This is a genomic window from Paremcibacter congregatus, assembly GCF_006385135.1.
Lineage (GTDB): Bacteria > Pseudomonadota > Alphaproteobacteria > Sphingomonadales > Emcibacteraceae > Paremcibacter > Paremcibacter congregatus.
Genome location: NZ_CP041025.1, coordinates 890,293 through 911,423, shown reverse-complemented (window position 1 = coordinate 911,423; position 21,131 = coordinate 890,293). Strand labels below are relative to the sequence as shown.

24 protein-coding genes are annotated in these 21,131 nt (G+C 53.1%); 19 read left to right on the top strand and 5 right to left on the bottom strand.

Translation table 11 applies throughout. From position 1 onward, the window contains the following. Positions 1 to 17: 17 nt before the first annotated feature. Positions 18 to 656 (bottom strand): hypothetical protein, encoded by a 639-nt coding sequence (locus FIV45_RS03940; protein WP_099471106.1) that lies wholly within the window; start codon positions 654 to 656, stop codon positions 18 to 20. Between the two features lie 27 nt (positions 657 to 683). Here FIV45_RS03940 and mnmC point away from each other — a divergent pair, with 27 nt between their 5' ends. Next, complete coding sequence (mnmC, locus tag FIV45_RS03935; protein WP_133118513.1) at positions 684 to 2,630, top strand: bifunctional tRNA (5-methylaminomethyl-2-thiouridine)(34)-methyltransferase MnmC2/FAD-dependent 5-carboxymethylaminomethyl-2-thiouridine(34) oxidoreductase MnmC1; 1,947 nt, start codon at positions 684 to 686, stop codon at positions 2,628 to 2,630. 49 nt (positions 2,631 to 2,679) lie between these two features. On the opposite strand, the gene FIV45_RS03930 is transcribed toward mnmC, so the two are convergent. Next, the gene (locus FIV45_RS03930; RefSeq protein ID WP_204601993.1) at positions 2,680 to 4,734 is read right to left on the bottom strand and encodes a M13 family metallopeptidase; all 2,055 of its coding nucleotides are present in this window, start codon (positions 4,732 to 4,734) and stop codon (positions 2,680 to 2,682) included. Between the two features lie 25 nt (positions 4,735 to 4,759). Further along, the gene (gene phaR / locus FIV45_RS03925) at positions 4,760 to 5,413 is read right to left on the bottom strand and encodes a polyhydroxyalkanoate synthesis repressor PhaR (RefSeq protein WP_099471104.1); all 654 of its coding nucleotides are present in this window, start codon (positions 5,411 to 5,413) and stop codon (positions 4,760 to 4,762) included. A gap of 154 nt (positions 5,414 to 5,567) precedes the next feature. On the opposite strand from phaR, the gene FIV45_RS03920 reads away from it, so the two are divergent. The 7 genes from FIV45_RS03920 to phbB all read left to right on the top strand — a co-directional run bounded on the left by FIV45_RS03920 (position 5,568) and on the right by phbB (position 11,289). After that, on the top strand, positions 5,568 to 5,774 hold the full coding sequence (locus FIV45_RS03920; protein ID WP_099471103.1) for a hypothetical protein: 207 nt from the start codon (positions 5,568 to 5,570) through the stop codon (positions 5,772 to 5,774). A 318-nt stretch (positions 5,775 to 6,092) separates the two neighbouring features. Next, entirely contained in the window at positions 6,093 to 6,695 is a 603-nt protein-coding gene (locus FIV45_RS03915; RefSeq protein ID WP_099471102.1) for an energy transducer TonB, read from the top strand. Between the two features lie 3 nt (positions 6,696 to 6,698). Next, positions 6,699 to 7,103, top strand: coding sequence for an ExbD/TolR family protein (locus FIV45_RS03910; RefSeq protein ID WP_204601992.1), 405 nt, complete (start codon positions 6,699 to 6,701; stop codon positions 7,101 to 7,103). A 237-nt stretch (positions 7,104 to 7,340) separates the two neighbouring features. Beyond that, positions 7,341 to 7,745, top strand: coding sequence for an ExbD/TolR family protein (locus FIV45_RS03905; protein ID WP_099471101.1), 405 nt, complete (start codon positions 7,341 to 7,343; stop codon positions 7,743 to 7,745). 93 nt (positions 7,746 to 7,838) lie between these two features. After that, on the top strand, positions 7,839 to 9,113 hold the full coding sequence (locus FIV45_RS03900; protein ID WP_099471100.1) for an alpha/beta fold hydrolase: 1,275 nt from the start codon (positions 7,839 to 7,841) through the stop codon (positions 9,111 to 9,113). Positions 9,114 to 9,327: 214 nt separating this feature from the next. Next, positions 9,328 to 10,503: an acetyl-CoA C-acetyltransferase gene (locus FIV45_RS03895; protein ID WP_099471099.1), complete on the top strand. Its 1,176-nt coding sequence runs from the start codon at positions 9,328 to 9,330 to the stop codon at positions 10,501 to 10,503. A 60-nt stretch (positions 10,504 to 10,563) separates the two neighbouring features. After that, a complete protein-coding gene (gene phbB, locus FIV45_RS03890; RefSeq protein ID WP_099471098.1) occupies positions 10,564 to 11,289 on the top strand; it encodes an acetoacetyl-CoA reductase in 726 nt (241 codons plus the stop codon). Between the two features lie 47 nt (positions 11,290 to 11,336). On the opposite strand, the gene FIV45_RS03885 is transcribed toward phbB, so the two are convergent. After that, the gene (locus tag FIV45_RS03885) at positions 11,337 to 12,284 is read right to left on the bottom strand and encodes a hypothetical protein (protein ID WP_139932307.1); all 948 of its coding nucleotides are present in this window, start codon (positions 12,282 to 12,284) and stop codon (positions 11,337 to 11,339) included. Between the two features lie 349 nt (positions 12,285 to 12,633). On the opposite strand from FIV45_RS03885, the gene FIV45_RS03880 reads away from it, so the two are divergent. The 4 genes from FIV45_RS03880 to FIV45_RS03865 all read left to right on the top strand — a co-directional run bounded on the left by FIV45_RS03880 (position 12,634) and on the right by FIV45_RS03865 (position 14,872). Beyond that, complete coding sequence (locus FIV45_RS03880) at positions 12,634 to 12,861, top strand: helix-turn-helix domain-containing protein (protein ID WP_099471049.1); 228 nt, start codon at positions 12,634 to 12,636, stop codon at positions 12,859 to 12,861. Between the two features lie 133 nt (positions 12,862 to 12,994). Beyond that, complete coding sequence (locus FIV45_RS03875) at positions 12,995 to 13,705, top strand: hypothetical protein (protein ID WP_099471048.1); 711 nt, start codon at positions 12,995 to 12,997, stop codon at positions 13,703 to 13,705. A gap of 412 nt (positions 13,706 to 14,117) precedes the next feature. Continuing rightward, entirely contained in the window at positions 14,118 to 14,384 is a 267-nt protein-coding gene (locus FIV45_RS03870; protein ID WP_099471047.1) for a type II toxin-antitoxin system TacA family antitoxin, read from the top strand. Further along, positions 14,372 to 14,872, top strand: a complete 501-nt coding sequence (locus tag FIV45_RS03865; protein ID WP_204601986.1) for a GNAT family N-acetyltransferase — start codon at positions 14,372 to 14,374, stop codon at positions 14,870 to 14,872. The genes FIV45_RS03870 and FIV45_RS03865 overlap by 13 nt, the downstream gene beginning before the upstream one ends. 213 nt (positions 14,873 to 15,085) lie before the next feature. Here FIV45_RS03865 and FIV45_RS03860 read toward each other — a convergent pair whose 3' ends face one another. After that, entirely contained in the window at positions 15,086 to 15,472 is a 387-nt protein-coding gene (locus FIV45_RS03860; protein WP_099471045.1) for a hypothetical protein, read from the bottom strand. Positions 15,473 to 15,768: 296 nt separating this feature from the next. Here FIV45_RS03860 and FIV45_RS03855 point away from each other — a divergent pair, with 296 nt between their 5' ends. The 7 genes from FIV45_RS03855 (at position 15,769) to paaC (ending at position 21,123) form a co-directional block, all read left to right on the top strand. Beyond that, on the top strand, positions 15,769 to 16,572 hold the full coding sequence (locus FIV45_RS03855; RefSeq protein ID WP_099471044.1) for a class I SAM-dependent methyltransferase: 804 nt from the start codon (positions 15,769 to 15,771) through the stop codon (positions 16,570 to 16,572). 231 nt (positions 16,573 to 16,803) lie between these two features. Then, positions 16,804 to 17,136 carry a hypothetical protein gene (locus FIV45_RS03850; RefSeq protein WP_099471043.1) on the top strand — a complete coding sequence of 111 codons (333 nt, stop codon included), beginning with the start codon at positions 16,804 to 16,806 and terminating at the stop codon, positions 17,134 to 17,136. 260 nt (positions 17,137 to 17,396) lie between these two features. Continuing rightward, a complete protein-coding gene (locus FIV45_RS03845; protein WP_099471042.1) occupies positions 17,397 to 17,723 on the top strand; it encodes a hypothetical protein in 327 nt (108 codons plus the stop codon). Between the two features lie 171 nt (positions 17,724 to 17,894). Next, positions 17,895 to 18,821: a phenylacetic acid degradation operon negative regulatory protein PaaX gene (gene paaX, locus FIV45_RS03840; protein WP_099471041.1), complete on the top strand. Its 927-nt coding sequence runs from the start codon at positions 17,895 to 17,897 to the stop codon at positions 18,819 to 18,821. Between the two features lie 211 nt (positions 18,822 to 19,032). Continuing rightward, a complete protein-coding gene (paaA, locus tag FIV45_RS03835) occupies positions 19,033 to 19,995 on the top strand; it encodes a 1,2-phenylacetyl-CoA epoxidase subunit PaaA (protein WP_204601990.1) in 963 nt (320 codons plus the stop codon). A gap of 18 nt (positions 19,996 to 20,013) precedes the next feature. Continuing rightward, positions 20,014 to 20,316 (top strand): 1,2-phenylacetyl-CoA epoxidase subunit PaaB, encoded by a 303-nt coding sequence (paaB, locus tag FIV45_RS03830; protein ID WP_099471039.1) that lies wholly within the window; start codon positions 20,014 to 20,016, stop codon positions 20,314 to 20,316. Positions 20,317 to 20,352: 36 nt separating this feature from the next. After that, positions 20,353 to 21,123: a 1,2-phenylacetyl-CoA epoxidase subunit PaaC gene (paaC, locus tag FIV45_RS03825; RefSeq protein WP_099471038.1), complete on the top strand. Its 771-nt coding sequence runs from the start codon at positions 20,353 to 20,355 to the stop codon at positions 21,121 to 21,123. Positions 21,124 to 21,131: the final 8 nt, after the last annotated feature.

Here is a 21,131-nt window from a genome sequence, read left to right as displayed (position 1 = left end):
CCGGAATAATAGTCACATCATTGTGATACGTCGTCGTCTTCCTCTATCGGTTCATCAGGCAAAGGGACATTACCCACATTACGACGATAAATGAAGTCGAACAGGATATCCCAGGTTTCAGCCTCAACCTTCTTGCGCCGCGCCGTATGACGGACTGTACCGTCCTTCTGCTGCTGCCAGGTCAGTTTGTAATCATGGCCCATAACCGGCACTTCTGATCTGAGAACAAACTTGTCGTCTTCCGGACCGCCCTTGATAACCTGGGAACCGGCCTGATTATCTACCCATAACTGCACCCACTGCTGCCCATTAAAAGCCGTCAGGCTTTTGCCATTCATGCGAAAAGGCACCATAGGAGAGGAGAAATGATCATCCAAAGAGATAAAGCTCTGTTGAATGGCGCAGCCTTTCAAAGTCCGGCCAACCCTGTCAAAAGCGGCGAGTTCCCCGGTTTCCTTGTGAAACACTTTCCAGTCCCCAACCCAAAAATCAAGAGTGCGAAACATCGGATGAGCACATGGCACGACACGTTTTTCTTTTTTTGCCGCGTCAGCAGGCACCGTTCCAGACATCACCCCGACCACCAAAACAAGGCAAAACCCTATAAGCCCACTGCTTGTTGACCGCATTTTTTCCAGCACCCTGGTATTTTTCATTTGTTTTTCCTTTTCAATAAGGTCTTTATGTACACCATACCTCTGCAAAACGAAAGTGAGCTTGACCGGCAAATGCTGCAAAAAGACATCCACTGGCCCGATGACCGTACACCGGCTTCCCGGCGCTATGGGGATATTTACTTCTCATCCGAGAATGGTCTGAACGAAAGCCGTTATGTTTTCCTTCAAGGCATCCATGCCCCGGAATTATGGCGAAACAAGGACCATCTTACCCTGCTGGAGAACGGCTTTGGCACCGGACTTAATTTTGTCATGACCTGTCAGGCCTGGGCAAAAACCGCCCCGAAGAATGCGCGCCTGACCTATATCGCAACAGAAAAACATCCACTGTCCCCTACTGATATCCGACGGGCCCTCAGCCCCTGGCCCGAACTTGATGAACAACGGGACGCTCTGCTTGCGGTCTATGGGTTGCGTTCACAAGGCTACCATCATTTCACCCTTCTGGGAGGGCGTGTGACCTTGCTGCTGCTGATCGGCGACAGTGCCCACAACCTGTCCGGCCTCGAAGCATCCGTCGACGCCATCTACCTTGATGGCTTCGCGCCAAAACGTAATCAGGATATGTGGACGTCCGAAATCTTTAGACAATGCGCTCGCCTGGCCGCTCCGGAGGCCCGGCTCGCCACCTTCACCGCCGCTGGTTTCGTCCGCCGCGGCCTGGAAGACGCCGGTTTCAGAATACAAAAAGAGCCGGGTTACGGGGCAAAACGTGAATGTATGCGAGGTTGCTTTACCGGGCCCTCAAGTTCTGACCTCCCCCCTTGGTACCACCGCCCCGAACCGCTAAGCCAAGGCCGCCATGTAGCAATCATCGGGGGGGGCATCGCCGGACTGACCACGGCTCTGGCTCTACAAAACCGGGGCTATCAGGTTACCGTCTTCGAGGCAGAGGCGTCCTCCATGAGCCAGGCTTCCGGTAATCCGGCCGCCATCATCGACCCGCCGGTCACGGGAGGCGACACGGCAGAAGCCCAGTTTTCCCGCAGCGCCCTGTTTCACGCCCTTGATTATTACACGGCCCATATGCCGAACGCTGTTTTATCCAGAGGATTAAACAAATATCCCGCGCGCCCGTCAGAAGACGAAAAATTCATCTCGTTCCTCTCTCATCCCCCGTTTCCCCATGATTTTGTCAGCGCCGGGCCGAACGGCGCGGTACTTTTTCCAGAATGCGTCAGCCTCCGCCCGCCACAAATCAGGGAAGCGCTCGAGGCCCACCTGCCCCGAACCGTAAAAAGTCGGATTACATCCCTATCCTACAGCGATCACTGGACCTTGACCTGTGGAACAGAGACAACGCCCTATAGCGCCGATGCCATCGTTATTTGCAGTGGACCCGCCGCCACAGGTTATCCCCAGACAGATACTCTGCCGCTGGAGCCCGTGCGCGGCCAGATCAGTCTTCTTGAGGCCGACAAGCTGCCATCCCCTCCCGAACAGGCCCGTTGCGGGGCGGGTTATCTTGTCCCCCCTGTTGAAGTGGCGGGAAAATCTGTTCTGGTCACCGGCGCTACTTTTCAGCGCGGCAGTCTGGATAATACTCTCCGTCCTGAAGATCATGAAAAAAACCTCGCCACTCTCGCCGACCTCTGGCCAGAGGCCGGCCCGCACCTCAGCTCAGATTGCATCATTGGCGGACGCGCCGCCATCCGCGCCTATAGCCCGGATCACCTGCCGGTATGCGGTCCTGTTCCCGACATGGCTGCCTACCAGACGGCTTATGCCGACTTGCATCACGGCCCCCGCCACAAAACTTTCCCGGTGGCCCCTTACCATCCCCATCTGTATATCAACAGTGGTCTTGGTGCGCGCGGTTTTATGACAGCGCCACTACTGGCAGAACTCATCAGCGGATTTATCGCCGGAGACGCCTTACCGCTGCCTCGATCTTTGATCGAAGCCCTGCTCCCCGCCCGCTTTATGGTCCGCGCCCTGCGCAAAGCGCCATAAAAAAGGCGACCCGCAGGCCGCCCTTTTCCGTTCAGTTTCTGCCCGAAAGCTACCAGATTTTAACCCGGTCTTCCGGTGGCAGATAAAGTTTATCTCCCGGCTTGACGCCGAAAGCATCATAAAATTCAGGGATATTGCGCACCACACCATTCACCCGGAAACGTGCAGGAGAATGTGGGTCCGTCGCAATTTGCTGTCGCGCTGTTTTCTCCCGCATTTTTCCCATAAAGGCCTGGGCCCATCCGATGAAAATTCGCTGCTCGGCGGTCAGGCCGTCAATCACCGGAGCCGGCTTGCCATTCAGGGAAAGATGATAAGCTTTAATCGCGATGCTCAAGCCACCCAGGTCACCGATATTCTCACCGAGCGTGAACTCGCCATTGACATTAAGGTCATCAAACACCTTGAAACCATTATACTGTTCCACCAAAGCGCTGGTGCGTTTCTTGAATTCGGCTTTATCCGCCTCAGTCCACCAGTCTTTCAGCGCCCCATCCCCGTCATAGGTGCTGCCCTGGTCATCAAATCCGTGACCAATTTCGTGACCGATTACACCACCGATCGCGCCGTAATTCACGGCGTCATCCGTTGACATGCCAAAGAATGGAGGCTGCAGGATGGCGGCCGGGAAGACAATCTCGTTCATAGAAGGATTGTAATAGGCGTTAACGGTCTGTGGATTCATAAACCAGAGATGCCGCTGGATCGGCCCGCCGAGTTTGGCGATTTCCCGATCATGAACGACGCTATTGGAACGGATAATATTGCCAAACAGGTCATCGCCCTTGATTTCCAGCTTGGAATAATCTTTCCAGATATCGGGATAACCGATTTTTGGTGTAAATTTGTTCAGTTTTTCAAGCGCCTTCAGCTTGGTTTCTTCACCCATCCAGTCCAGTTTCTTGATGCTGTTTTCATAGGCCTGTGTCAGGTTACCGACCAGTTCCAGCATACGTCCCTTGGCTTCCGGTTTGAAATGTTTGGTGACATAAACCTTGCCGATCACCTCACCAAGATGGCCATTGACGGTACTTACAGCCCGTTTCCACTGTGGCCGCTGTTTCGGTACCCCGCTCAGGGTTTTCGAGTAGAAATCGAAATTCTGCTTGTCGAGATCTTCATTGAGGTAGGTCGCCATGCTGGTCAGAGCCCGCCATTTGAAATACGTCTTCCAGACATCCAGTGGTGTTTCCGTTACAATGCCGTTCAAGGCCTCGAAATAGCTCGGCTGCGCGATCACCATGCTTTCCAGATCCGCAGTGCCGAACGTGGTGAAATAGCCATCCCAGTCAAAGTCGGGCATCATCGCCTTAAGCCCGGCCCGGTCCCTAACATTATAAGTTTTGACCGTATCGCGGTTATCTTCCTTCTTCCAATGAGCTGTCGCAATTTTGGTTTCCAGCGCCATAATTGCTGCAGCATTTTCTGCAGCATTTTCCACCCCGGCCAGGGCCAGCATTTTCTCGATATGTGCAACATATTTGCTGCGGATATCAGCAGATTCATCATCCTCTTTCAGGTAATATTCCCGATCCGGCAGTCCAAGGCCGGACTGGCTGGTATACATCGCGTATTTGGTCGGATCCTTGGCATCACCGTCAATATAGAAATTAAAAGGAGCCCCAAAACCGGCCCGGATGGATGTTGCGAAATAGGCAAACAGCGCCTTGTCATCCGACAAGGCGTCCACATCGGCAAATACCGCCATCAAAGGCGCCGTGCCCGTGGCGTTGCGCTGTTCCATATTCATGTAGGAATTATACAATCCTCCAACCTTTTGCTCGTTGGAGCCGGCCTCTTGCGGCCCTGCAGCAGATGTGTCGATGATTTCCTTCACCGCATCCTGAGACTGCTCGTATAATTTATAGAAAGTACCGTAACTCGCCTTGTCTTCCGGAATGACATAATTCTTCAGCCAAGTGCCGTTGACATATTCGAAGAAATCATCTCCCGGCTTGACGCCTGTATCCATATTGGCCGTCAGCACACCGGAGTCAAGTGGCGCTGCCACCGTTTTATCCGTTGAGGCCTCGTCATTACAGGCTGCCAGCAGCGCAACGGCTGCGACCATGCTGACATATTTAAATCCTGTATGTAATTTCATTATCCGTCTCCAAATTTATAGATGTTTATTTGTTATTTTTTTGCAGTTTATTGATTTGATCCTGCATTGCGGCCAGTTGCGCCTGTAAATCGGACAACGGATCGCCATCTACCCCGGTAGATGAAGCAGTTCCCTGTTCAGGTTGTGCTTCACTTTCTTCTGCCTTTTTATCGGCAGCTTTTCCTTCGGCGGCACCCCTGCTCGCGCCGAAAGGAGAAAACATTGACATGGTTTGCTCAAAAATCGCCATATTCTGACGGGCCATTTCCTCGAACGGCTTCAGGGCCGGATTCGCCAAATCAGCCCCGGGCAACGTGCCGGTAAAGAAATCACGGAATTTTTCCTGATTCTCGGCAAAAGCCGACATGCTGCTTTCGAGATAATCCGGCACAACTTTCTGCAAACCATCCCCATAGAAGGAAATCAGTTGACGCAGAAAGTTCACCGGCAGCATGGTTTCCCCTTTGCTTTCCTCTTCGAAGATAATCTGCGTCAGGACAGAATGGGTGATATCCTCGCCGCTCTTGGCGTCACGGACAACAAAATCCGTACCGTCCTTGACCATCACCGCCAGATCGTCCAGCGTCACATAGCTGCTGCTGTCAGTATTATAAAGCCGTCGATTGGCATATTTTTTAATGATAATTCGATCGCCATCCCGGCTGTTTTTTTTCGCCACGCCTGATAAACCTTTGTTGTTTTATGTCCCGTTGCGCGTTATCTCACGATAAAATGCTGCAGAGCGCAAGAAAAAATGCTGCGCAACAAAAAATAATTCTAATTTAGCGCTTTTTTGCTGTCAAATCACGCCAAACCGCTTATGTTTTTATGCTATGACCACATCCGATCGCCATAAGCCCTACGGCAAAACATCCGCGCCCCAGAATCACCCGGCCCCCGAACCGACACCGGAAGACATCGCGCGGCGTTACCTCGACCTGTGGCAGGACAATCTCAAACTCTGGGCCACCGATCCGGCAGCGCTGGAGACGTGGCTGGCAGAAAATACGACAAAAGATGACCCCCTGGATAATAAGTAATGTCTTTGAGGCCCCGGTCAAAAATAACCCGCCCGCAGGCCCGCAGATAGATCTTGACAAAATGCAGCTGTCAATATATTGTTATATTATCACATTACATAGTGGTAATGGTTCATGTTTACAAAAATAAATAACTGTCGTCAGCCCCGTAACGCCCATGTGCTTACCGGCCGATCGCGACGCCTTTTCTAAGACCACGACAAGACACATCATCACTTAAACGTCTGATGCTGCGGACCATGCGTCCCGCACCATCCAAGGATGCCCCACACCCCACAATCATAATATTATAACATGACATAAATATAGGAGACCTTCATGTTGACCAGATATTTTCCCTCCGCTTTTGGCGCCCTCCTGATGACCTTTGCCCTGTTCCTCGGCATGTATCTGCTAATTAAACCGCCGCAAATGGTGAAGCCTGAACTTCCGATGCACCGCCCAGTCATTATCGGCGAGGTGGAACCGGCGGCACCCCCGCGTCAAAAGATCAGAAAGCCGGATATCATAGATAATACAACAGAGATCATTGATTTCCCTCCTCCGACAACCACCACCGAGAAACCAACCGTCACCATTGGCAGCAGTTTCCCTCTCACTCCGCCCGGCACAGGCATTGTCGCTCCGAAAATGATTGGTCTTGCCGAAGGTGATATGCAGCCAATCACGAAACTCGCCCCGCGCTATCCCAATGGTCCGCAAACAAAAGGCATCGAAGGCTACGTGGTGGTGCGTTTCACCGTCACCCGCACCGGTTCTGTCGAGAATGTAGAGATTGTCGAATCCACTCATAGCGCCTTCGAACGTCCCTCCCTCCAAGCCGTGGAGAAATATAAATATAAGCCACGGGTGCTGAACGGTGTCGCCGTAGATGTTCTCGGCGTGATGGAAAAAGTCACCTTTCAGCTGGAGGAGGGCTAAGATATGCGCAACCATAGCGCCCGCACCCTCAATAATGAGGCGGAAATCGATATGACGCCGATGCTGGATATTGTCTTTATCATGCTGATCTTCTTTATCGTCACCGCCTCCTTCCTGAAAGAAAGCGGTCTGCCGCTCAATGTGCCGGAAAACAGCCCACCCACGACGAAGGACAGGGTCAGCTTGATCCTGCAGGTCAGTGAAAGCAATGAAGTTCTCTTTGGCGCCCGGCGCATCGATATCCGCGCCGTGGGCGCTAACCTGAAACGCAAGATGTCCGAGCTTGATAATCCCTCGGTGGTGGTGCGTGCCCACCCTGGCGCCCGGACCGATACCTTGATGCAGGTGGTCGACCGGGTACACGACGCCGGAGTGCACGACTTTATCGTTTCTCCGATCAAGGAATAGACCAACCGGCAGTCCCTTGGGGAGGCTTTTGGGGGCGGATGCAGGTCTGTGACGCCTGACGTTTTCAGGCCCCGGATCTGCATCTTCATTCATCCCCCACTCCTCGCGCCCCCCCTCAATTCCACGCATGGCAAGGCATGATATTTTATGATATAATGAGGGTTCAGTTGTGTCGGTTAAACGCGGCACTGATAGTTCAGTCTAACATAAGGAAAGGATTACTTACAGGAGGGATATATGCGCGACTATAGCTATCGCCATAAGGAAGATGATGTTAAAATTGATATGACACCGATGCTGGATATTGTCTTTATCATGTTGATCTTCTTTATCGTTACCGCCTCCTTCCTGAAAGAAAGCGGCATACACATCAGCGTTCCGGAAAACGCCACCAAGGTCACGACCGAAAAAGTCAGTATTGTCATAGAAATCAGCGATAATGATGACATCTGGTTTGCGAAACGCCGAATAGATGTCCGGGCCGTCGGCCCCAACCTGAAACGCAGAATGTCACAGCTGGAGGATTCATCCGTCGTTATCAGAACCCATCCCAATGCCAGTACCGGTATCATGATGCAAGTGGTTGATAATGTGCGACAGGCCGATGTGTTGAACTTTGTCGTTATTCCGATGAAGGAATAATCAGTATGACCTGTGTTTCTGCACCCCGGCATATTTTGTCGTTTATTCTCCCGTATCATTGCCTATAGTAAGGAGATAACGCGGAAGAAATGCATGACTGACGACACGGTACAACTTAAAAACCCGACGGGCCGGGGCCCCCACCCTCTGAGCCTGCATGTGGCGGGCACGACCCAGAACTGGCTCGCCGCCGCCGCCGCCCTGCCGCTGTTTCAGCTCGGCGGTCTTCAGGTACATCCCTCTCTGAAACCACAAGCCGCCGACCTTCATCGCGATCTCGGCGGGCAGGACCTGAAGACTGTTCAAATTGAAGTGATGAAACAGGCCCAGACGCGCCTTAAAGAAACCCTTGACGGCATGACCCGTTATCAAAACCATCCCTATCGCAGAAACGTTCCCGTCATGCCGTTACAGGGGACGATCGGCAGCAGCGAACTCCGCGATTACGCGCCAAACAGCGCCCCCGATGCGCCTTTGGTTCTTGCTGTGCCTTCGCTGGTCAATCCGGCCTACGTGCTTGACTTGCAGGAAGACCACAGCTTCCTTCGTTGTCTCGCCGATCAGGGGCTGCATCCTTATCTTCTGGACTGGACCTTGCCGGGACCGGAAGAATTGACCTTTGACCTTGAAGGATATATCACCCAACGCCTGATGCCGCTGATCCGCCGCTTGCATCAACATCATGGTCAGAAAATCCATTTGGTCGGTTATTGCATGGGCGGCAACCTGTGTCTGGCCGCAGCCCAACTCCTTCAGGAAGAAGACCTGCTGCACAGTCTCACCCTGATGGCGACTCCCTGGGATTTCCACGCCGACCAGCCGGTTCATTTACCGGCCCTGACAGAAAAATTTATTGAGATAGAAGCCGCTTCCGCCTTGCGCGCCCCCACGCCGGTCAACATCATGCAGATGTTTTTTTACACCCTCGATCCGACCCTGTCAGATCGCAAATTCCGCCATTTCGCCACCCTTGACCCCGACAGCGACGCCGCCCGGCACTTTGTCGCTCTCGAAGACTGGGCCAATGGGGAAAACAGCATTCCCGCAACGCCTCAAAGCGCCCGCATTCCGCCGCTGGCGCCGCCCGTGGCCAGAGACTGCCTGATCAAATGGTATAAACACAATCAACCCCATGAAAAACAGTGGAAAATAGCCGGCCAAATAATCGACCCCGTGACCCTGCGGTTGCCGGGCCGCCTTATCACCCCGACCCGGGATCGCATCGTTCCCCCCGCATCTGCGAAGGCGCTGATCAGATTATTACCGCACTTTGACCATCATGTGATGGAAGGCGGTCATGTCAGCATGGTCGCCGGGCAGAATGCAAAAGACACTTTATGGCGAAAATTTGCTTTATACTTGAAATAATATTGCAATAAAACACTTAAAAAAGTAATTATTGATATATTTTTCCGAATCCCCTATAAAATTTACGACTCACGGAAATGTCATGGTCTAGTCATAAAGTTTGATTTACATTTTCTTTGTGCAGTGCGATAGTAGACACAATATGACGGGCTGTTGCTGCCAGGTAGCACGCGGCCTCTGTCGTCTCGAACCGAAATATTTAAGGAAATAAATCATGACCGAAGTTGCTATTGTCTCTGCCCTCCGCACCCCCGTTGGCTCTTTCAACGGCTCTCTCAGCTCTGTTCCCGCCCATTATCTCGGCGAAGTGGTGATCAAGGGGCTACTGCAGGAAACCGGTGTTACGCCCGAAGATATTTCAGAAGTGGTTCTCGGACAGATCCTGACAGCCGGCGCCGGTCAGAACCCCGCCCGCCAGGCGTCCATCAACGCCGGCCTGCCGATTGAAACAACAGCTTATGGCATCAATCAGCTCTGCGGCTCCGGTCTGCGGGCTGTGGCGCTCGGCTATCAGGCGATTGTCTGCGGCGATGCGGATATTATCATCGCCGGTGGCCAGGAAAGCATGAGCCAGGCCCAGCACAGCGCCCATTTACGCGGCGGCATTAAAATGGGCTCCGCCGAATTCAAGGACACCATGCTCTGGGACGCCCTGACCGATGTCTTCAACAATACCCATATGGGCATCACCGCCGAAAACATCGCCGAGAAATGGGACATCAGCCGCGATACACAGGATGCTTTTGCTGTGACCTCGCAGAATAAAGCCGAGGCCGCCCAGGCCAGCGGAAAATTCGAAGACGAAATCCTCACCGTGACCATCAAAAACCGCCGTGGCGATATTGAAGTTTCCGAAGATGAATATATCCGCAAAGGCGTGACCCTCGAGAGCCTGTCCGGCGTGCGCCCGGCCTTTAAAAAAGACGGCACCGTCACCGCTGCCAACGCCAGCGGCATCAATGACGGCGCCGCCGCCGTGATGCTGATGAGCGTCGAGGAAGCTTCAAAGCGCGGTCTCAACCCGCTGGCGATCATCAAATCATGGGCCACTGCCGGGGTCGACCCCTCCATCATGGGCATCGGCCCGGTGCCCGCCAGCCAAAAGGCACTGGCCAAAGCCGGCTGGACCATCGACGATGTCGATCTGGTCGAAGCCAACGAAGCCTTCGCCGCCCAGGCCTGCGCCGTGGGTCAGGATCTGAATATTCCGGCGGACAAGCTGAATGTTAACGGGGGCGCGATCGCCATCGGACATCCGCTGGGCGCCAGTGGCGCGCGGGTGCTGACCACCCTGCTCCATGAAATGAAACGTCGCGACGTCCATAAAGGTCTCGCCACCCTGTGTATCGGGGGCGGGATGGGTGTCGCCATGTGTGTCGAACGGCCCTAGGGAGCCCCTTTCCCGACGGCCTCTTAACTAACCTATGCCCAATTGATATGAGGAAACACGATGTCTAAAGTTGCACTAGTTACCGGAGGTACCCGTGGTATCGGCGCCGCCATCTCTCTCGCCCTGAAAGAGGCCGGCTATGCTGTCGCCGCGACCTACGCCGGCAATGATACCGCCGCCGCCGAATTTAAGGAAGCCACCGGGATTGAGGTCTATAAATGGGATGTGGGCGATTTTGACGCCTGCGCCGAAGGGGTTGCCCGGGTCACCAAGGACCTCGGCGAGGTGGCGGTGCTTGTCAATAACGCCGGCATCACCCGCGACACCGGTTTTAGCCGCATGACCAAGGACATGTGGGATGCGGTGCTCGACACCAACCTGACGTCCAACTTCAACATGTGCAAGGCGACATTCGACAGCATGAAGGCGGCGAAATTCGGCCGCATCGTCTGCATCAGTTCCATCAACGGGCAGAAAGGCCAGATCGGCCAGGTCAATTATTCCGCCGCCAAGGCCGGGACCATCGGCTTTGTCAAGGCGCTGGCCCAGGAAGGCGCCCGCCACGGCATCACCGTCAATGCGGTAGCCCCCGGCTATATCGCCACCGAAATGGTCAAGGCCGTGCCGGAAGATATCCTGGCGAAGATCGTCAAGGGCATCCCGGTGGGCCGTCTGGGCGAGGCCGAGGAAATCGCGGACGCCGTGGCCTATCTGGTGTCCGACAAGGCGAGCTTCATCACCGGCTCGACCCTGACCATCAACGGTGGCCAATATCTGACCTCGTAACCGGGGCATTGGCGGTGAATCTCTGCATTCACCGCCCAAATCTTTCTTCAGCCCTCCCCTTTATCCGGCCCCCCGTCTTTCCGGGGCCGGGCGAGGCTTCCGGTCTTTAAAGTTTCAAACTTCAGGCGGCAGATGTGGGCGACACTGCGGTGCAAATCCTCCACAGACCCGAACATCACGTTCAGTTCCGCCGCCGTGATCGCATAATCCGGGCGGAACCGCACCTCACAAAAGGCGCGGGCCAACCGGTCAAAACTCTTGGCCGCCCTGCGCCCGGTCCAGATCAGAGCCAGTTCCGGATGCAGGCTTTCGGCGAGTTCCCGTAAAGAGGACAGCGGGCGGCTTGGCGGATATTTCAGGATATGCACCACCATCAGGGCCTCATAGGCCTCGGCGGCGGCGAGATTGAGCATCAGGGCCGCCGCGCCGCGATCCCGCCCGGCATAGGACCACGCCCCGGCGAGAAACCTGCGGGCGAGGGAAAAGGCGTGATCATAATAGCCTTGGGCGCGGGCGAGATGCGTCGCCGCCGGCGGGCGCTCGGGCCGTTGAAACAGGTCTTCGCTGATCTCTCCCCGGCTATAAATCACCGTCCCCCGGACCTGAATTTCGTCATAGGCGAGATAGCCGTTGCGCAATTTGCGGTCAATGCGGCCCTTGGTGTCGGCGAACCCCAGCCGTACGGGAAAACCCACCTTGCCGGACTGGTTTAGCTCCGCCACGGCATTTTCCAGAGAGGGCAGAATATCACCCAGGTGGGCCGAGATGATGACCATCAGGTTATAGCTATAGGCGCTCTCGCCGGGGCGCAACTTGCTGTCCGGAGTCCAGTGATCCTCGGTGAAGCAGCCGTGCAGGATGATATGGCGGATGCGGCTCGGGGTGTAGCGATCACGGGGGTCTTGGGTGGGGACGGCCCGCCGAACCAGAAAATCGGCGATATGCCTGAGGTCCGTCTGGATCTGCTGCGGCAGATGGGCGAGGGAGAATTTCATGCGCTTTCCCCTTCACACCCAGTCGTCATTCCCGCGCAGGCGGGAATCCAGAACTCTGTGGGACGATAGAGGGAAATATCCGGAAATTTTACACGGGTGGGTAAGTTGCTGGTTAACAAGCACAGATCATCTGTGCTAAGACATTGGCTAGCCATGTCAGCCTCCTTGATAGGTTGGTGTGGTCAGGGCCATGCGGGTGTTCGCGCACCTTCATGGTCCGATTAGTAAGATACAGGTGAAAACAAAATACTTTTCTAAAAGAAAAGAATAATACCTTAAAAGAAACTATTTATCAAGCAAAAATAGAAAGACTTTGCTATTTTTGAAAAGGAAAGCTAACTTTTTGCCTATGATAAAACCTGCTCAATGTCGTGGGGCTCGCGGCCTTCTCAAATGGTCTCAAAAGGACCTTGCTAGTGAGTCTGAAATCACCAGCGTGACGATCCGTAACTTTGAGAACGAAAAAACCATGCCGCAAAAAGGTACGCTTGTTGTGCTAAAGCTGACCTTGGAGGCGGCTGGTATCGAATTCATCCCGGAAAATGGGGCAGGGGTAGGTGTTAGGCTGAAAAAGTAGGAAATGAAGGGGGATTCAATATGACTAAACTTACTCTCCTACCAAATAGACCAAGTATAATTCTAAACAAAAAGTTCAAATTCCACCATACCGACCCCGCCACAGGTCAGCGTAAGGTGATGGAGTTGGGGGGATGAGGAAGCTTATTGGCTTTGGGGTGATCAGCCTGATAATTGCCAGTTATCTCACCTATGCGGATGTACGCGACCGTCGCAAACTGATCCAGTGGGCGACAGATATTTATGAACGTCATTTTGAAACGTTCGATCCTTCGCTGGATTGTTTTGAATTTTCCAATGGGCACATATTGGGCATTCCGGCGGAATATTATGCAGCCAAGGGGCGGCAAAAAAAGATGCATAAAGGCGGGGGATTTAGTTTTTTGGCACATTATCAGACGCTAGAGCCGCGGTTGCAGGGTGCGCAAATCATCAAAGGCGTACATATGTCGGTTAGCATTAGACAAACATTGCCTGGCTTCAATGAAGGTATGTTCGGGCCAGAGGCTTATAACCATTTTAGCGGATTTGATATCGCCGATGGCAGTGTATATGGTCTTGCCCGGTATAAACTACCGGCGTCAAATGATTTCCGTAATGAGGAATTTTACAAATATATTGCCGATAGTGGCTATGTGGACAGTGTTTTTATTGAATGCACCCGAAAACGGGTGGTTTCAAATAATCACGCTTTTTGCAAAATGTATAGCGAAGTCGCAGGCGGAATTCGCATTGAGTCAGGGTTTGACAAAGCATTGCTGCCGGAATGGCGGAAAATTGATGAGCGATTGAAATCTTTTTTACATGAAAAATTATTGATAGAATGGGGTGACAAATGCCGGTAGCGCGAAATTGACGACAAATAGATCTGGAATTACGGTGCCAGTTTACTTTATTCTCCCCTTTCTACGATCATCCAGTTTGCCGATGATAATGCTGCCCCATCTGAACAACGAGCGCGCATGTCCCTCCCTTGTCATTCCGGACAAGCAAAGCGCGATCCCGAATCCATGCTCATATCAAGAGGATCGCAAGTCACGTGAAAAGGCGCATGATATCAAAATGGACCCCGGATCGGCGTCCTGGAATTACGGTGACAGTTTACTTTATTCTCCCCCTGTGACGATCATCACGCTGCGGAAGCGAGGGTCACCTGAGGGTTGGCTATTTCCTGTATGCCCGGACGATTAGAATTCTCCTTGTATATCGCTCAAATATACGTTATCGTATAGTCATTAGATATACAGGAGACACTTCATGTCCAAAACAGCCGCCATCAATATGCGGGTGGAGCCCGCCCAGCATGATCTGGTGACCCGGGCCGCCGCCATGCTTCATACCGACCGGAGCAGCTTTATCATGTCCGTTGCCTGCCGTGAGGCGGAGAATGTCCTGCTGGATCAGCGCATCTTCTCTCTGGAGGACGACGCCTTTCAGGCCCTGCAGGAGGTGCTCAACGCCCCGGTGGAAGAGCATGACCGGTTGCGGAAATTACTGACCGGGCCGTCGCCTTGGGAAAAATAACACCGCCGCAGATCATGACGGCAGATCATGAGACCGCCTTGTTTGACTGTGGCCATGACACCTTGAATGAGTGGCTGCAGAAACGGGCGCTCAAAAATCAAACGCAGGACGCCAGCCATAGCTATGTGGTGTGCGACGGTCAACGTGTGATCGGCTATTACGCCCTGTCCAGCGGTAGCATCGCGCGGTTGGGCACGCCGGGATCTCTATCAAGAAACATGCCGGACCCGATCCCGGTCATGGTGCTGGGCAGGCTGGCCATCGACCGGGCGTATCAGGACCGGAAACTGGGGGCCGCCCTGCTGAAGGACGCCATGCTGCGCACGCTGAAAGTATCCCGGATTGTCGGGGTCAAGGCACTGCTGGTGCATGCGCTGTCCGACGAGGCGAAGCGGTTTTATCTGCATTTCGCCTTTCAGGTCTCGCCCGTTGACCCGATGACGTTGCTGTTGAGCGTCAAGGCGATCCGCAGTCATTATGACGCATGATCTTCACCCCTAGAATTTTTCCATCCGATTTTTCCGCCGGACGCCCGGCAGAACGCGCCCCCCAAACATTCCCCCTTCCCTGCCAAGATGATTTTGACTATTCTACCCGGTAAGGGACAATTAAAGGCGGTAAAGTCTATCAGGACGTGGTGAGCTCAAGGCTTTCTACCAATTCCCGCTGGGGCGCATTGTGCATAGGGTCCCCCCGATAGCTTAACAATTACTGGTGCAGATATCCGTGATTGACGAGCTACAAGTCGCGCGCTTCGCACACTCCTTATTATTATAATCAAGCATCAGGCCCGGGGATATGCCAAACATAGCCCCTAACTGATCAAATCTTGCAAGGGTCAATGAATTTCGCAGACTCCGGTAATTTGCATGTGCCAGTCCGCCATTGTTAAATACGAGTGTTCGGGTGAATTCTTCGATGGCTTTTGCTGTGCATTTTGCCAGAGGATGTCGGCCAGACGGGTCGCATTCAAAAGAAGCTTTCCAATCTGCTTCACATCGAACAACCTTGATGTTCTTATCTTTGAGTAACGCTGCCCATTCGTCTGCGGTAGAAGCTACTGGAAATCCTTCATATTCTTCGAACATACGTTGTCTCCATATTTTGCTCAAATCACAAAAAATTGAAACGTATAGCGATTAGAAAATTAATGATGTGAATCTTATAGTTGTGTTTATGTGTCGGGTCAATCCTAAAAGTGCTACTCGCACGCACCACAAGCACCAGCTTAATGGATTACGGTGACGATCACCCAGCTTGCCTATGATGAAGCGACCTCCTGCCAAATCTCAATAGGTTTGCAACTTGCCCCCCAACATTCCCCCTTCCCTGCGTAAGGGATTTTGGCTATTCTACCTGACAAGGGGCAATTAAAGGCGGCAGAATGTATCAGGATGTGGTTGAGCTGAAGGCTTTCTACGAATCTCCGTTGGGGCGCATCACCGCGCGCTTGATCCGGCGGCAGATTACCGACCTGTGGCCGGATATGGCCGGAATCGATGTTATGGGGCTCGGCTATGCCACCCCGTATCTCGATGTCTATCGCAACCGGGCCCAGCATGTGGCCAATATCATGCCCGCCGCCCAGGGGGTCATGCGCTGGCCGCGCCATAATGGCAATCTCAACAAACATCAGGACCGGCGTGATCATCCCTACCATTATAACGGCAACCTGACGGTGCTGGCCCATGAAGGACAGCTGCCGATCCGCGACGCCGCCATTGACCGCATCCTGATGGTGCATATTCTGGAACATACGGAAAAAAGCCGCGCCCTGCTGCGCGAGGTCTGGCGCTGTCTCGCCCCCGGTGGCCGGGTGATTGTCATCGTCCCCAACCGGGTGGGATTCTGGTCCCGCAACGACCATACCCCCTTTGGTCACGGCAAGCCCTTTTCCACCCTGCAGATCCGGCAATTGCTCAACGACAATATGCTGACCCCGACCCGCAATCGTACGGCCCTGCATCTGCCGGCCTTCTCTAACCGCAGCCTGCTGTCGCTGATGTCGGGGCTGGAGCGCACCGGCCAGAGATGGTGGCCGCATCTGTCCGGCACCCTGATCCTGGAGGCGGAAAAGCAGATTTACGCCACCGGTTCAAAAATAAAAACACGAAAAGCCCTGCGCCGCCCCCGCCTGATCGGCACCCCGGTAGACAGCAAAAACCTGCCCCAGAAACCGGCGTACTGAACACCCGACTCACCTCTTCATATGATGTATCATAGAGTGGCATAATTCATACCGCCCCCTCCTAAAATGACACGCCCTGAATTGAATATTAAGTGTTTTATTACAAATACTTAATCTTTATCTCAACTCATTTACATTTCATCGCATAGACGTTATTTGACCGGCTTTCGTCGGATAAAATAGGGGAGAGTAGCCACCCGATTACTTACCTATTACTTCAGGACCAGGATTATGATACATACAGCCACAACATGTAAAATTATCACAGCCGCATTAGTAACCGGTTTCACCTTGACGGCCAGTACAAAGGCAATCGCCCATGACACGGCGGTCTGTAATGATGGCGTGCCTTCCTATACAACGGAACGTATCGTTTCAAAACAGAATGCCAAGAAACTGGTGAAAGACCTTCTTCGACGCGAGTATAACGGAGAAAGTCTGCAAGCCAGAGGCATACATAAGGATGGGGACGTCTGGAAAGTCAAAATCTGGCGGGACATTAGAAAAGTTGCCACCGCCAAAGTCGATACAAAAACCGGAAATATCCATATCGAAACCAACTGATATGTTGTTTTAACTTCAGGGCCGCGGACTCATTCTGCGGCCCTTAATTTTCTTCCGCGAAAGAAATTCCATCGTCACTAAATCGCAATAATATACCATTCGTCGCAGAATAATATCCTTTCATCACACTTACTTACCATTCACCGCAAACCTGTTTTGTTTTACCGCATTGCTGTTTCTCGTCACCTCAATAGCAGGTATAACAAATTCATCAGTCACTTGAATACACACACATTACAAAAACAGACAGGAATAAAACAATGACCAAAGCCACAACATATAAAGCCATCACAGCCACAGCCATCATCGCTCTTGCCACAACTTTCGGATCAGCCGCATTCGCCCATGATATCTCAACAGAGCACACAACAATGTCTTCTGCTGAAATCGAACGCAATGTTTCAAAACAGAACGCCAAGAAACTGGTGGAAACTCTTCTGAAACGTAAATATAGCGGCGAAGGCCTGGAAGCCCGCACCATCGAAAAGGACGGTGACACCTGGAAGGTCAGCATCAAACGCGGCACCAGAAAAGTCGCGACTGCCATTGTTGATGAAAATAGCGGAAATATTCACGTTACCAACTAACCCCTAAATGACCTCTTTGCAATCAAGGCCGCTCAGGAAACTGGGGGGCCTTATTTTTTTGCTGCCCTGTCCCTTGTGACAGTCCGGCGCTTCCATTATTGTAACGACGTTCACAAAGTGATACAAAAATATAAGAAAAATCATAATAACAAGTAACATCGTATCAGGCACATGACCATATCCCAGCAACTCGACAGATTGATTCATGAATTTAATCAGCAGCAGCCCTTGCGCGCCGGATCGCTGATCATCACGGTTTACGGCGACCTGCTGGCGGCCCGCGGCGGGGCCGTCTGGCTCGGCGATGTGATCAACCTTCTCGAACCGCTGGGCATCAACGCCCGCCATGTGCGCACCGCCGTCTCGCGCCTGAGCAAGGATAACTGGATCAGTCCTCATCAGGTCGGCCGCAAAAGCTACTACAGCCTGACCGATTCGGGCCGCAAGCGTTTCGCCACCGCCACGCCGCAGATTTATGCCGGCCCCCGCAGTGGCTGGGACAAGCGCTGGACCGCGATCATCCTGCCCGATATCAAAGACATCAACAAAGATCTGGCCGCCAAGGAACTGGGCTGGCTCGGCTTTGGCAAGGTCGCCCGCAGCGTCCTCGCCCATCCGATGCCGGATATGAAAATCGTCCTCAAGGCGCTGGATAATCTCGGCATGCGGGACGACGTCCTGCTCTTCACCCAATCCTCAGATGAGCTGACCACAGGTGAAACCCTGGATGCGCTGGTGCATAGCTGCTGGAATCTTGAGGATCTGAGCCTCATGTATCACGCCTTTCTCGAACGTTACCAGCCGGTTCAGGCGGCGCTCCATGCCGAAGATGCGCTGACGCCCCGGGACGCCCTGCTGATCCGGCTTCTGATGGTTCATGAATACCGTAAAATCCTGCTGCGCGACCCCCGCCTGCCGGAAGAACTGATGCCCACGGGCTGGGAAGGCGATCAAGCCTATCATCTATGTCGCGATATTTATCAGCTGCTGCTGCAAACTTCTGAGTCGTATCTCAGCAACCATATGACCACCCAGCACGGCCCTCTTCCTCCGCCGGGAGAAGAATTCTATGAACGATTCAACGGCCTAACTCCCTAAATTTTGATATTTTAAGTCACTGAATTTCCCCGATATCAACAAAATATTCCATTGTGATACATTTTTTGTTGATTTTTCATAATTTATGTTTCATATTGTGGTTATTACAGATATTAAATAGTTTTCGTCCCGCACTTCCTGCAGGACATGCATTTCTTTTGACCCCTAAGAGAGGCCCGCCATGTACGGAGACACATCAATACAAAAGCCGATGAAAATCGCCGAACCTACTTCGGAGGAACAAGCCAAGCTGGAAGCGCGTTTCCAGCAAATGGTCGATGATGACATCAAGATCGAGCCCCAGGACTGGATGCCCGATGCCTACCGCAAAACCTTGGTGCGCCAGATGTCACAACACGCCCATTCCGAGGTCATCGGCATGCAGCCGGAAGGCAACTGGCTGACCCGCGCCCCGAGCCTGCGCCGCAAGGTTATTTTACTGGCTAAGATTCAGGATGAAGGCGGTCACGGCCTCTATATCTACTCCGCCGCCGAAACACTCGGCACCTCCCGGGAAGATATGTGCAAGGCCCTGCGCGACGGCAAGGCGAAATATTCCTCGATCTTCAATTATCCGGCCCTGACCTGGGCCGATATCGGCACCATCGGCTGGCTGGTCGACGGCGCGGCGATCACCAATCAGGTCGCCCTGTCGAAAGGTTCGTACGGGCCTTACTGCCGGGCGATGATCCGGATCTGTAAGGAAGAAAGCTTCCATCAGCGCCAGGGTTATGAGCTGTTGCTCTCCCTGTCCAAGGGCACGGCGGAACAAAAAGCCATGCTGCAGGACTCGGTCAATCGCTTCTGGTGGCCGTCTCTTATGATGTTTGGCCCCAATGACGCCGATTCCCCCCATTCCGCTCAGTCCATGAAATGGAAGATCAAGAAAAAATCCAATGATCAGCTGCGTCAGGAATTTATCGATGCCACCGTGCCCCAGGCCGAATTCCTCGGCATCACCCTGCCCGACCCGGACCTGAAATGGAACGAGGAACGGGGCCATTATGATTATGGAGAGATTGACTGGGAAGAATTCGCCCATGTCATTAAAGGCAATGGCCCCTGTAACAAGCAGCGCGCCGCCGCCTATATTAAAGCCCATGAAGATGGTACCTGGGTCCGCGAAGCCGCCAACGCCTATGCCGCCAAACACGCTGCGCAAGCCGCCGAATAAAAGTTAAGGAAAACAGACATGACTGATAATGTAACAAGTGACAAAGAATGGCCTCTCTGGGAAGTATTTATCCGCAGTAGAGCCGGACTGGACCATAAACATTGCGGCAGCGTGCATGCCAGCGATTCCGAAATGGCGCTTGAAGCCGCCCGCGACGTTTATACCCGCCGCAGCGAAGGTGTCAGCATCTGGGTGGTGCCGTCCAACGCCATCACGGCCTCCAAACCGGAAGACAAGGAAAGCCTGTTCACCCCAGCCGATGACAAGATTTATCGCCACCCCACCTTTTACGACATTCCTAAAGGTGCCGGGAAAATGTAACTCGCGCCCGACGCGAACCATAAAGGAGATAATGAAATGACTGAATTAACACAACAACAGGCAATATCCCGCTACGCCGCCCAGATCGGCGATAACGGTCTGATTATCGGCCACCGCATGTCGGAATGGTGCTTTAAAGCACCCACCATCGAGATGGAAATGGCCCTCATGAACTGTGCCCTCGACCTGATTGGCCAGGCGCGTGAACTTTATACCTATGCCGGCGTCGCCGGTGGCGAAGGCAAGAAAGAAGACGATTTCGCTTACCTGCGTGATGAGCAGGATTTCCGCAACAATCTTCTTGCCGAAGTCCCCAACGGCGACTGGGGCGACACCATCGTCCGGCTGTTCTTCATGAGCGCCTTTAACAATCTATTCTATAAAGCCCTCAGCCAGTCAAAAGACACGCAACTCGCCGCCATTGGTGAAAAATCGCTGAAAGAGGTGATCTATCACCTCCGGTTCAGCAGCGAATGGCTGATCCGTCTCGGTGACGGAACAGAAGAAAGCCACGCCCGCGCCCAAAAATCCATTGATAGTCTATGGATGTATGTTGGCGAACTGTTCACCATGAGTGACGTAGAGAAGCAGTTGCTCGCCGACGGTATCTCCGTTGATGTTGAGGCCCTCCGTGAAGAGTGGGAACATACCGTTAACCGGGTTCTGCGCCAGGCGACCTTGCACCGGCCCCAGGATGACTGGGCCATGCTCGGCGGTAAGGCGGAAGGCCGTCATACAGAACATTTCGGTTATATCATCACCGACATGCAATATATGCAGCGCCGTTATCCCGGTTGTGAATGGTAAAACCGAAA